The 12,676-nt window shown below is 59.4% G+C and carries 11 protein-coding genes; 2 read left to right on the top strand and 9 right to left on the bottom strand.

Annotation, left to right across the window (positions count from 1 at the left end; all coding sequences use genetic code 11):
* Positions 1-56 precede the first annotated feature (56 nt).
* The gene (locus tag ACFQ6Y_RS25715; protein ID WP_378638749.1) at positions 57-335 is read right to left on the bottom strand and encodes a hypothetical protein; all 279 of its coding nucleotides are present in this window, start codon (positions 333-335) and stop codon (positions 57-59) included.
* 274 nt (positions 336-609) lie between these two features.
* Here ACFQ6Y_RS25715 and ACFQ6Y_RS25710 point away from each other — a divergent pair, with 274 nt between their 5' ends.
* On the top strand, positions 610-1,569 hold the full coding sequence (locus ACFQ6Y_RS25710; protein ID WP_378638745.1) for a DMT family transporter: 960 nt from the start codon (positions 610-612) through the stop codon (positions 1,567-1,569).
* Here the strand turns inward: ACFQ6Y_RS25710 and ACFQ6Y_RS25705 are convergent.
* A complete protein-coding gene (locus tag ACFQ6Y_RS25705) occupies positions 1,559-2,233 on the bottom strand; it encodes a TetR/AcrR family transcriptional regulator (protein ID WP_378534685.1) in 675 nt (224 codons plus the stop codon). The two genes, ACFQ6Y_RS25710 and ACFQ6Y_RS25705, sit on opposite strands and share 11 nt — an antisense overlap.
* Before the next feature lie 157 nt (positions 2,234-2,390).
* Here ACFQ6Y_RS25705 and ACFQ6Y_RS25700 point away from each other — a divergent pair, with 157 nt between their 5' ends.
* A complete protein-coding gene (locus ACFQ6Y_RS25700; protein WP_378638740.1) occupies positions 2,391-3,908 on the top strand; it encodes an MFS transporter in 1,518 nt (505 codons plus the stop codon).
* Between the two features lie 366 nt (positions 3,909-4,274).
* Here ACFQ6Y_RS25700 and ACFQ6Y_RS25695 read toward each other — a convergent pair whose 3' ends face one another.
* From ACFQ6Y_RS25695 to ACFQ6Y_RS25665, 7 genes are all read right to left on the bottom strand, one after another.
* Positions 4,275-5,657 carry an L-serine ammonia-lyase gene (locus tag ACFQ6Y_RS25695; protein WP_378546105.1) on the bottom strand — a complete coding sequence of 461 codons (1,383 nt, stop codon included), beginning with the start codon at positions 5,655-5,657 and terminating at the stop codon, positions 4,275-4,277.
* Positions 5,658-5,930: 273 nt separating this feature from the next.
* On the bottom strand, positions 5,931-7,013 hold the full coding sequence (locus tag ACFQ6Y_RS25690; RefSeq protein WP_378638736.1) for an ABC transporter ATP-binding protein: 1,083 nt from the start codon (positions 7,011-7,013) through the stop codon (positions 5,931-5,933).
* Position 7,014: 1 nt separating this feature from the next.
* Complete coding sequence (locus ACFQ6Y_RS25685) at positions 7,015-8,058, bottom strand: ester cyclase (RefSeq protein ID WP_378638732.1); 1,044 nt, start codon at positions 8,056-8,058, stop codon at positions 7,015-7,017.
* A gap of 35 nt (positions 8,059-8,093) precedes the next feature.
* Positions 8,094-9,467: an ABC transporter substrate-binding protein gene (locus ACFQ6Y_RS25680; protein ID WP_378638728.1), complete on the bottom strand. Its 1,374-nt coding sequence runs from the start codon at positions 9,465-9,467 to the stop codon at positions 8,094-8,096.
* Entirely contained in the window at positions 9,464-10,354 is an 891-nt protein-coding gene (locus ACFQ6Y_RS25675; RefSeq protein WP_378546093.1) for a carbohydrate ABC transporter permease, read from the bottom strand. The genes ACFQ6Y_RS25680 and ACFQ6Y_RS25675 overlap by 4 nt, the downstream gene beginning before the upstream one ends.
* The gene (locus ACFQ6Y_RS25670) at positions 10,351-11,283 is read right to left on the bottom strand and encodes a carbohydrate ABC transporter permease (RefSeq protein WP_378448076.1); all 933 of its coding nucleotides are present in this window, start codon (positions 11,281-11,283) and stop codon (positions 10,351-10,353) included. The genes ACFQ6Y_RS25675 and ACFQ6Y_RS25670 overlap by 4 nt, the downstream gene beginning before the upstream one ends.
* Positions 11,284-11,653: 370 nt before the next feature.
* A complete protein-coding gene (locus ACFQ6Y_RS25665) occupies positions 11,654-12,655 on the bottom strand; it encodes a LacI family DNA-binding transcriptional regulator (protein ID WP_378638724.1) in 1,002 nt (333 codons plus the stop codon).
* Positions 12,656-12,676: the final 21 nt, after the last annotated feature.

Here is a 12,676-nt window from a genome sequence, read left to right as displayed (position 1 = left end):
GACGGCGCTACAACAAAAGTGGTGGTGCAGACATCGCCTGCACCACCACTTTTCGCTCAGCTCACGTCGGCGTACTTCCTGAGATTTGCGTCGAATCGAGGACCACATCCCTTGCAGCAGAACCAGTACCGATTGCCTTCGAAGTCACGGAACAGGCCTTCCGCTTCGGCACGCGCCTTCTCGATCACACTGCCGGGCATGACCCGACATTCGACGAGTTCACCACTCCCAGAGTTGAGTAGGTCTTTCCCGCCGGTCGGCATCGCCGTACCGACAGTGCCTGCAACGCCATTGGCGTCAGTCTTCGGGGTATTGCCACAGCCACAGCTGCTCATTGGGGTTCCTGTTCTCTCGGGGGGACGGCGGTGAGCCGAGAAGCCAGCCTCACACATCTATCAATATACCCCCTATAGGTATACTGGAGAATGTGCGAAGGCGCGTACGGCCATCACCTCGCCACATAAACCATTGTGGGAAAACGAATTAGCCGTCAAGCAATCCCCGATCACCGCATCATCATGACACAATAATCATGATACCTACTGGGGGTATAGGGTAGGTCGAGGCATTGACCATCCACGTCCGCAAGGTCTTTGACGAAGAGGCTCAATGAAGAATCGAAAGGCAATCGGCAGCAGCCGATTCGCCGTGGTTGGAGCTTTGCTGCTGGTCGGCGCACTCTGGGGAAGCTCGTTCCCACTGGTTGCCGTGGCTGCCCCAACCTTCGGCGCCGTCGGCACGACGCATGCCCGCTTCATAGTCGCAGCGCTGGTTCTCGCACTGATAACGGCCTCCAGCAGATCGACCTGGCACGCAGTCGGTCACCGGTTTCCCGCATTCCTACTGTTGGCGGCCCTCAACGTCGCTGGGCCTCTCACGCTTGTCGCAACTGCGATCGTCGGACTCAACTCGTCGACGGCGTCGATCCTGAATGCCACGACTCCGATGTTCACGGTATTCGTCGCCGCCTTCTGGCTTCGGCAAAAGATCACCTGGCGAAAAATCTCGGGTGTTGCGATCGGCATTGCCGGCGTCTCGGTGCTCGTCGGCGGGATTCCGTCAGCGCTCGACAGCCGCGCAATGCTGGCCGTCGGCGCGTCGTTGACTGCGGCGCTGCTGTATGCAGTCGGAGGTGTCTACGCACGAAAGTCATTCCAGGACACTCCACCAATGACACTGGCCCTCGGCCAACAACTTGCCGCGGTTGCCCTCTTGGTGCCCGTGTCCGCCGTCGCTCCCCCACCGGGGCCCATAACCGTCGGTCCACTCATCGCCGTGGCAGCCCTGGGGCTGGGGGCTACCGCCGGTGGCTACCTGGTCTATTTCTGGATCATTCGCCAGGCGGGCCCAGTCGCGGCATCGGCCGTCACTCTTTTGGTGCCGATTTCGGCATCAGCGATCGGAGTGCTGTGGTTGAACGAGCCTGTCACGTTCGCGCTCGTCAGTGGGCTCGTCATCGTTCTTGCGGGCGTCGGCCTGCTCCTGGATCTTCCACCGGCACAAGATCCATTGCGCAGGGTTCCGTCGGAACGGGTGGACAGCGCGGATGAGCGGCCGGTCAGCGGCTGATCGGGGCAGTCCAAAGACCCACCAATGCGTCGACGAGGTCGGTCGTGAAGTCCTCCCACGATGTGACTTCATCCGGCCCCTCTTCGGCAAGCGCGCGCTCGCGTTCGGCGAACATGTGCACGATCGCATTGCGTCCGATGTCCGCGCGAGCGCGTCGAACACTCATCGGCATGTCAGTGAGACAGGCTGATAGTCCGCGAAGCGTCTCCTGCAGGGTGGGCGAGGCCAGAACCTCGTCGTAGACGATTTTCCGCAGGACTGGATCGGTGAGAATCTGCGCACTGAACCGCGCGTACCAGGTCGGGCCACCCATTTCAGCGTAGTGATCGGTCGACGCCCGAACCAGACACGTAATCCAATCTCGAACGTCCTTCGACCCTTCAACCTTCCGTAGCAGTTCGCCGCGCTTCTTCTCGATCTGCTGGGAGTGCTTGTTCACGATCGCGCGGACCAGATCGGTCTTGGTGCCGAAGTGATATCCGACGGCCGCATTGTTGCCCTGACCTGCCGCTTCGCTCACCTGACGGTTCGAGACCGCAAAAACTCCGTGTTCGGCGAACAGCTGCTCGGCGACGGCGAGGATGCGGTCTCGGGTTGCAGCAGAACGCGCGGAATTTGCCGCGACGCCGGCTTCGGCCGTCGCATCTTCAGCCCTCGTAGTCATGGTCACCATCATCCTCGACTGTCCGAAGCTGCTCGGCACCGGAGATGTTCGTCACGATCGGAGACACACCCTTCCCTTAAGTCAGTCACTTGATTTAAGTTTAGTTCAAGCAACTGACTTAAACCACTTTCGTACTTCCTCCGATGGAGTTACCGCAATGTCGTCAAACACTTCTCCACCACCGACTTCTCCACCACCAACAACGCCGCCACAAACCTCGAAGTCACCAGCCACCACTGCAGTGGTGGCTGTCCTGGCGTTTTCCGGCATCGTCGTCTCGCTCATGCAGACGCTGGTCATCCCGATCATCCCGCACCTGCCGGAGTACCTGAACGCTCCCGCGTCCGATACCGCATGGGCGGTGACCGCCACCCTGCTCGCAGCTGCCGTCGCCGTCCCGACCATGGGCCGGTTGGGCGACATGTTCGGCAAACGCCGTCTGCTCCTGATCAGCATGGCGCTGTTGGTGACCGGATCGGTGGTCGGAGCACTCAGCTCGAGTGTGATCCCCCTCGTTGCCGGCCGAATCCTCCAGGGTCTTGCGGCCGGCGTCATCCCGCTGGGCATCAGTGTGATGCGCGACGTGCTTCCGCCCAAGAAACTCGCCGGCGCTGTTGCGATGATGAGCGCTTCACTGGGAGTCGGTGGCGCTCTGGGTCTTCCGATCGCAGCCCTGATCGCGGAATACGCGGACTGGCACGTCCTGTTCTGGGCGTCAGCCGTGCTCGGCGCACTTGCGGCTGGGCTGGTTGTAGTCCTGGTCCCCGAATCGACGGTTCGCACGGGTGGCACGTTCGACTTCGGCGGAGCAATCTCGCTCTCAGCCGCCCTCATCGCTCTACTACTTGCCATTTCCAAGGGTGGCGACTGGGGATGGACAAGCACGCTCACGCTTTCGCTGTTCGCTGCCTCGATCGTCATATTCGGATTCTGGGCTTGGTGGGAACTACGCACCCCCAAGCCACTGGTAGATCTACGCGTATCCATCCGCCGCCAGGTGCTCTTCACCAACCTCGCATCCATCGTGTTCGGATTCGCGATGTTCGCCGCCAGCATGGTCTTTCCCCAGGTAGTCCAGTTGCCTGAGGTCACCGGTTACGGTCTCGGCGGTTCGATGCTCACCGCAGGTCTGGTCATGGCTCCGTCCGGCATCATCATGATGCTCATCTCTCCGCTGTCCTCACGCATCACCAATTCGCACGGCCCCAAGGTGACGCTCATGCTCGGCGCCGTTGTCGTCGCAATCGGTTACGGCATCGGCATTTTCGCCATGCACTCAATTTGGGAACTGATCGTGATCGCAGTGATCATCGGCGCCGGTACCGGTATGGCTTACGGCGCGATGCCCGCTCTCATCATGGGGGCTGTTCCTCCGTCCGAGACCGGTGCAGCCAACAGCTTCAACACCCTGATGCGCTCCCTCGGTACATCATTCGCCAGCGCCATCGCGGGTGTCGTCATCGCCCAGATGACCATGTCCATCGGTGGGGCAACGCTGCCGTCGGAGAACGCTTTCCGCGTAGTCATGGCTCTCGCTGCCGGATCCGCCGTCATCGCACTCGTCCTGGCCGGTTTCCTCCCTCGGTTCAACAGCTCCAACTCCCGCAAGGAGATTGGTAGCCAGCACACCGATACGTCCCCGACCTCCTCGAAGGAATCCGTCCCAACACACTGAGCCAGCGCGCAATACACACAGCGCTGTACACACAGCCCGGCCCCGGCGGAGTCCAACTCCGTCGGGGCCGACGCGTTTCACACATTTTGCTGTTGATACACCTGCGGACGACAGTTTCGTGACATGCTCCGTTGAGATGGGTGCTCGTTCGATACTCGGGGAAAGGATGCCGCGATCGCCGCTCCTCGTGCTGACGTCGCCCTTGCCGTCGCCGCTGCTGCCGTCCTGGGCATAGGCGTCGGTGTCCTTCTTGCCGATGTCGTCGCCGGTCTGGCTGCAGGTGCGGGTGCCGCAGTGGTATTTCGGTTCGCACTTCGGATGATCAATACCCGAAGGTGAGCCTGGTCTAGATACCGAATATTGATGTCAACACTCGACAATGTTCACCGGCACGTTGACAGCAAGGCCACCCATCGACGTTTCCTTGTACTTCGAGTTCATGTCGACACCTGTCATCCGCATCGTCTCGATTACCTGGTCCAGGCTGACGCGGTGTGTTCCATTTCCGCGCAATGCCATTCGAGCCGCATTGATCGCTCTTCCCGCCGAAATTGCGTTACGTTCGATGCACGGTATCTGCACCAAACCGCCTATCGGGTCACACGTCAGCCCGAGGCTGTGTTCCATCGCGATCTCTGCCGCATTCTCCACATGTTTCGGACTGCCGCCGAGTATTTCGGCCAGACCGGCGGCAGCCATCGACGCAGCGGAACCCACCTCACCTTGGCAACCCACTTCTGCACCGGAAATCGAAGCTCGTTCTTTGTAGAGCGAACCGATGGCGCCGGCCACTAGTAGGAATCGGATAGTCGCATTGTCCCGGTCCGCTTGACCTGCCCGGGTGTAATGCAAGGCGTAATGCAGGACGGCTGGGATGATCCCCGCGGCGCCGTTGGTGGGAGCCGTGACGATTCTTCCTCCGGAAGCGTTCTCCTCGTTTACTGCCAGAGCAACCAGATTGACCCAGTCCTCAGCGAAGGCCAGGTCACGCGCGCGGTCTTCCGCGTGAAGACGTTGGTACCAGTCACGAGCGCGGCGACGCACGCCGAGATCGCCGGGAAGGTAGCCGTCTCGGCCGATTCCGCGGTGCCAGCATTCGACCATGACGTCGCGTATGTGCAAGAGCCGATCTCGAACCTCCATATCCGAGCGCAGTGTTCGTTCGTGCCCGAGCATCACCTCGCTGATCGAGAGTGAATAGCGTTCGGTCAGCTCGAGAAGTTCTTGCGCGGAACCAAACGACAAGGAATGTCCATCACGACGCGTAGACGGCTCCGAATCATTTTCTGCGACAACGAAACCACCACCGACCGAGTAGTAGGTCCGACTATGGACCACTTGGCCGCCTGCGGCGGTTGCCGCGAATGCCAACGCATTGGGATGAACATCCAGAATAGTCAACGGGCGCAACACCATATCGTCTTCCGACAGCGATATGTCTATAGTCCCCCCGAGTCGGATTCTGCCAGTGGAGCGAGCTCGGGTGAGTCGCGCTTCCATCTCCTTGGGCTCAATACTCTCGGGGCGACATCCCTCGAGTCCGAGGAGGATGGCAGACAGCGTTCCGTGCCCGGCGCCCGTAGCCGCAAGCGATCCATACAGATCTACCCGTATTTCAGCGACATCGCCGAGGACGGCGAGTGCGTTCAAATCGTCGACAAACATACTCGCCGCTCGCATAGGTCCGACGGTATGCGAACTCGACGGCCCGATACCGATCGAAAAGAGCTCGAACACACTGATAGTCATTCGCCTGTGAACCTGTCCAAGGCAAAGATATGCCTGGCATTGTCGCTCGTGGTCCGACTTCGATGTCGCCGCGAACTGCGCCCAACCATGGGCTGTGATATTTGGCCGGCACGTGACGTCAGGTCATACATGATGGTTGTCATACGTCCTCATCTCGCGTGTATCGACTCTCGGGTAAAACCCCGTCCGACAGCTGATTTAGAGCCGACTGGTCTTCGAGAGGATTGTCCGACGCCCCTCATAGCGTCGGACAATCCTCCATCGGCAATCGGTTCAGGCGGCCAACCGCTCACCACTGCTCGGATGGAACAGGTGCACTTCGGCGTTGTTTCGCACGCCCACCCGCACTGTTTGCCCCAGTTTCGGCGGAGTGCGCCCGTCCACTCGCACGTTCACCCGTTGTGTCCCTGTCGAACCGGAAACGGTGCCGTAGACGTATGCGTCCGCACCCAGTTCCTCAACCAGCTCGACCGTGAGTTCGAACCCCTCGTCGGCAACGCCGACGAGGTGCAGTGTTTCCGGACGAATTCCGAATGTCACTTCGCTGAGCCCCGACGACGCTGAACGGGCGATCGGCACGACGAGATCACCCAGCTGAACGCCACCCCCGGCTACGGCCAGGGTCGCGAGATTCATGCCGGGCGAGCCTATGAATGCGGCAACGAAGGCGTTGGACGGACGTTCGTAGAGCTCTCGCGGGCTGGCAACCTGTTGCAGGATACCGTCTTTGAGTACCGCGACCCGATGTCCCATGGTCATTGCCTCGACCTGATCGTGAGTGACGTAGACGGTGGTGGTGCCGAGTCGCTGTTGCAGCGCAGCGATGTTCGCGCGGGTCTCAACGCGAAGTTTCGCATCGAGGTTGGACAGGGGCTCGTCCATCAGAAACACAGAAGGATCTCGAACGATAGCTCGCCCCATGGCAACTCGTTGACGTTGACCACCTGAAAGAGCTTTCGGCTTCCGATCGAGGTACGCGCTCAGGTCGAGCAGGCGCGCAGCTTCGGCAACCTTTTCCTTCACCACGTCCTTGGGCTCGCCGCGCAATTTGAGCGCGAATCCCATGTTGTCAGCGACCGTCATGTGTGGGTACAGCGCGTACGACTGAAACACCATGGCGATATCACGGTCCTTCGGTGCAACCATGGTCACATCACGATCCCCGATGGAAATTCCGCCTTCGTCGATGTCCTCCAGGCCCGCCAACATTCTCAGTGCCGTGGTCTTGCCCGATCCGGACGGGCCTACCAGCACCAGAAATTCGCCGTCCGCAATCTCGAGGTTCAGCTGATCCACTGCGGCGATCTCGGTACCCGGGTATCGACGAGTGGCGCTGTCGTAGCTCACTGTGGCCATGTCATGCCCTTTCTGAAATGACGGACGGCTCGTCGCCGCGCGCATGGACGATCTGGGTCAGAGTCGAGAGTTCGTCGTAGATACGCCATTCCGTCGTAATCTTGCCGTCGCGGAAGAGGAACTGGGACGATCCCAGTACCTGCACTGGCGAGCCAGTCGGCCGTCCGTACGCAGGCACCCCTGTGTACGTTCCCGTGAGCCACCACACAACCGCAACGCGGAGACCACCATGGTGCTCGGAGTAGTTAGCGGCGATGTCCCGAACGTGAATGCGCGCATCCGGGAACGGAGCGAGCATGTCGATGATCGACGACTGGAAGTTGCCTTGTCTACTGAGTGTGCGGTTGCGGGTGGTGTGGCACAGCACGTCTCGCGGGACGTATTGCCCGATCCGATCGAAGTTGCGCTGATTCCATACCTCCTCGATCATTTCGAGGACGAAATCGCATTCGCCCCGGAACAGATCCGGGCGTGGGCCGGAGTCTCCGCCGGCGAGGACGTCCACTGAGTCGGAAAGCGTCGCCGACCCGGTGAATTCACTGAACGCAAGGCCCCGGGCTACCACCTCCGGATCGAGACCCAGATCGCTGATTACTGCAAATTCGTCGCGCACCACCCATTCTTCTTCCATCACACCGCGCCGGTACAGACAGTTGGCGATCGTCTTGGCGGAGTACCGTCGGCCTGAGGGCGGACCATAGGTGGACAACGAGGTATCCGTGCCACTGCTGAAGATCCGATGAGAACTCAAAAACGCATCGTCACCACGCGCTTCCCACACGACATCTTCTGCCTGCCCCACCCGATCCGGAAAGCCGCTGATCTTGGTCAGCGTGCTCCGAACGACAGGTTCGACACCGACCCCGGTGCCGTAGGCGCCGTGCACTATCGAATCCGGTGCGTAATTTTCCCGAATCAGCCCAACTCCGCGCTCTACCCAAATCCGGTCCGTCCACTCGACGATGAACTCTTCCGGGTCTGCATATGGCTGGTAGGCAATTTCGTTCAGCACTGCTTTGGCCTGTTCGGTCTGATCGGCATTCATCAATTCGCCTCCTTGGTAGTGATTTTCGCTGTCCATCAGTCGAGCTTCTTGATCTCGTCTGCCGCAGATTCGAGAGTGCTCTGCACATCCGCACCGTTCGCCATTTCATTGACGGCGACTGCCAGAATGTCCATGATTCGAGGCCAATCCAGATTCATCGGGATCGCGCGAGCAGACTGGAGAACTTCGTACTGGATCTCCGGCAAATCCTTGTTGGCCGCGTTGACTTCCGGATCGAGCATGTTCGAATTGTGAACTGTGATTCCGGTCGTGGTGGCGGGGTTATCTTTATCCAAGGCCACGGCGCGCTCTGTAGATGCACTGGTCATCCACTTGACGTATTCCCAAGCAGCACCCTGATTCTTCGACGTGTTGAGCACTCCCGTCAACCAGGTGTAGGCGTAACTGGACGGAGTCTTGCCAGCGAAAGCCGGCAGCGCCGCTACGCCTACATTGCCGTCGAGTTCCGGTGCAGCCTTGCCCGTGTTCGTGAAGTCATCGAGGTGCCACGACCAAGTCATGACGGTGGCAGCGTTTCCTTTGAGGAACGCCGTTGTCGCATCGGTCTCACCCCAGTTCGTGGACGCCGGTGGCGTGTATCCCTGACGGACCGATTCGATGTACTTCTCAGTGGTGGCCACTGCTTCCGGTGAGGTGAAGGTCGGATTGCCGTCCCCGTCGAACAGTTCGGCCCCGTTGCTCCACAGCATTGTCAGCCACGTGTAGAGATTCTGTCCACTGTTACGGCTGAACTGCCCGGCCAACGGATACTTGTCGGTCTTGCTCTTGATGAGCGCGAGCTGCTGGTAATACTCGTCCCAGGTTTTCGGCGCTTCGAGACCAAGCTGATCGTAGATGTCTTTGCGGTAAAACAAGTTATAGGAGAAACCGCGCAGGGGAAGACCCATCGTCTGCCCGTCGGTTCCTGCAGCGGCGGCCTCCCTGAAGGGACCCGAGAAGTCGTCGAGTGTGATTCCGTCCTTCGCCATTACCTCGTCCAGCGGCTGCACACCTACCTTTAGTGACGGCCCCCAGGCGTCCGGCCAGATCAACATGTCGTACGTGCCCCCGCCGATTGCGCTTTCGGCGACAATCTTCTGCAGGAATGTTGCGTAAGGAACATTCGACGATTCCACCGTGATTCCCGTGCGTTCGGTGAATTCAGCGGTGCGCGCCTTCAGCGAGGCGAATTGGGGGGAAGAAGCACAGCATGTCAGGAATCGAATGGTGGTGCCGTCGTATGGTTTTCCCTCCAACAGTCCGAGCTCGTCGACCGAGCCATCTTTCACCTGAGACATGAAATCCTCGGTGGTCGGGCCGGAGCCACAGGATGAGACGACCACCGCAAGTGCCACGGCGATAGCGGCCGGAATCAGCCGTCGACCACGTCGTCTGAACATTGATCTCATTTCACTGCTCCTAGCGTCATACCCTGCGCAAAGTGCTTCCGAACCAAAGTTGCGAGAACAATCATCGGGACCATGACGAGCAAGCCGGCAGCGGCCATCGGGCCCCACTGGATCCCTTCTGGTCGTTCGAGCGAGATCAATGACACCGGCAGAGTGATCGCGTCGGCGCGCGCCAAGAACGTAGGAAAGAGAAATTCGTTCCAGGACAACAGAAAAGCGAAGACGACACCAACGAATATTCCCGGCGCGGCGAGCGGCGTGATCACGCGCCACAAAAGTCTGAGCTGACCGCAACCATCCAAACGTGCTGCCTCTTCCACCTCGATAGGAAGCCCGTCGACGAAACCTTTCAACAACCAGGTGTTGTAAGGAACGACAATGGCGAGGTTGGCGACGATCAAGGCCAGTTTCGTATCGAGCAACCCCAAGTCTCGGAACATGGTGAGAAAGGGAAGTGCGATCGCGACGCCGGGAATGAATTGGGTGATGACAATGGCCAACAGAATCGGCTTGTTACCGGGGAAACGATAGCGAGAGAACCCGTATGCGGCCAACAACGCAAGCGGAACCGAGAGCACCGTCGTCACGACTGCAATGACAATGCTGTTGTACATCGGATGGACGAGATTGTTTGCCCCGAATAGAATCTCGCGGAAACTCGCAAGAGAGGGGCGGAAGATGATCGAGGTGCTGAAGACCTCGCGCTCCGGCTTGAACGCGGTCAACGCCAGCCAGAGGATAGGAAACATCACGAAAAAGAGAATTGCCAACGTCGTCAATGTTCGCAGGACGTCGAATACACGTTGAGTCGTGCTCTTCGGCCGACGACGTCGCTTGGTCGTCGACGATCGAGAGAGCGTGTTCGCGCGTTCGAGAATGTCGGTCATTTCGAATCCTGCCTTCCCATGAGCATCAGGTACACAGCGGCAAGTGCGCCGAGAACGACGACGAGGATCCAGGACACTGCCGATGCGTAGCCGATGTCCAGAAAGGTGAAACCTTGTGAATAGGCGAAGAAATTGAGCGTCTCGGTAGCCCTACCTGGACCGCCGCCCGTGGTGGTCACCACCTGATCGAACATCTTGACCGAGAACACCGCCTTGAGAAACACCACGATCAAAATCAGAGGCCGAAGAAGTGGGAAACTGATCTTCCAGAACTCTTGCCAGGCGTTAGTTCCGTCAACTCGCGCGGCATCGCGAATCTCGGGTGAAATCGAACCCAGTCCGCCGAGGAACATCAGAGCAATCAGCGGCGCCCATCCCCAGATCTCACTGCCGGCGATCACCATCAGCGCCCAGAACGGATCACCCAACCAGTTGATCGAATCCGTGAACGGGGCAACGGCTTTGATCATTTTGTCGTATACGCCGTAGTCGGGGTTGAACATGAAGCGCCACGAGTACCCCTTCAAAGCCGGGGCGACAGCGAACGGGAGGATGAGCAATGCCTTGGTCATTCCCGACAGCCACGTCGTGCGGTTGAGCACCAGCGCGATGGCAAGGCCCAAACCTACCGAGGCGACCACCGATACGATCGTGAATATCAGCGTCACCCAGACGGAATTGTGAAAATTACTGTCAGACAGCGCCTTCGCGTACTGATCCAGGCCAACGAACTGTTGCGGTTCACGGGTCTCGTTGACCCGCCAGTGCCGAAAACTGTTGATCAGCGCTACCGCAAGGGGATAAAACGTCGTCAGGGCCACTGCAATCAAGGCCGGAGCGAGATGCGCGTACGGGACACCGAGTCGCCGCCACGCCGAGTGGCGATTCACCGGCCTTCCCGTTTTGCGGTCGATCGTCACTGTGCTCATTTCTGCGCTCGAATTCCGAGGGGACAGGATCGGTCACTGTCCCCTGATTCGGAGTGGGCCGGGGGGACTCGGGTGGTCACTCGGAACTCCTTCTTAGAAGGTCTGGGCTGGGGCGAGAGGCGATCACCGAATGTAACGCAGCTCTCAATGAATTCAGAGTGTATGCGTATGTACAGTCCTAGAACAAGAGCCGGCGCGATGAAATTTCGCTCGGTGACATAGCCCTGACCCACTCAGGACAGAACCCACATGGCGTTCTTACTGCAGGTACAGGTAATTCTCCAGCGTTGCGCGGTCGATACTCCAGCCACGGCTAGATGGCGCAATTCAACCGACGAACAGCATTGAGATATACGTATGCAAGATCGTTTCAGAGAGCCGGTGCCCCGAGAGTCGAACGTTCGATCAATTGCGGTTCGAGCACGACCCTCCGCGGCGAGCTGTCGACGCCACCACGAAGCCGCTCAACCAACAACTGAGCGGCGGCAGCAGCCATCTTTTCGAGGTCGTGGCCGATCGTCGTAAGCCGAAATACTTCCCAGGCCGCCATGGGAATGTCATCGAAACCAATCAGGCTCACTTCGTCGGGAATCCGAACGCCCTTGGACAGCGCCGCGTTGACAGCCCCGATGGCCACCACATCATTTCCGCAGAACACGGCCGTGGGCGGCTCCGGCAGAGCCAAGAGTTCTGTCATCGCCTGATAGCCCGTTTTGAATTCGAAAGGGCCATGCCGTGTGAGATCGGGGACAAGCCCGATTCCGGCATCCGCCAGCTCCAACCGGAAGCCCATTTCACGATCACGACCAGTGCTGGTTTCGAGAGGACCGAAGATGCCGGCTATCCGCCGGTGCCCTAGGGCAGTGAGCCTGGCTGCCGCTATGCGCCCGCCCAACTGATTGTCAACCACAGCGGCATCGCCCAACCCCTGGCCACTCTCCCGATTGAGGAACACGAATGGAATCCGACGCCGATTGAGTTCGGTAGGCAGTTCGGAGCCCACATTGCTGGTCAGCAACACCAGTCCGTCCACTGAACCATCCACTAGCTGCTCGATGGAAATCTGACTGTCCGAGCGTTCGGTGAAGACCATCATCCGATAGCCATGCTTCTCGAGGGTGTCATGCAATGGTCCGATCAAATGCGGATAGAACGGATTGGTCAGATCACTGACCACGATCCCCACACGCTTGGTCGTGCGCGTCACGAGACTGCGTCCTGCCTCACTTGGTACGTAGCCGAGCGCCGCGACCGCACTTTCCACCCGCATCCGAGTTTCTGTTGCAACCCGCGGGTCTCCACGAAGAGCTCGGGAGACCGTCGGCTGCGACACCCCGGCCAGTCGTGCAACATCGCGACTGGTGATCGCCATTGCTTCCTCATTCCTCAACCA

Origin of the sequence: Rhodococcus sp. NPDC056516, assembly GCF_042794655.1 — a bacterium.
GTDB lineage: Bacteria > Actinomycetota > Actinomycetes > Mycobacteriales > Mycobacteriaceae > Rhodococcus_F.
Note: the sequence above shows the minus strand (reverse complement) of the source record. Positions and strands in the feature narration are given on the sequence as shown.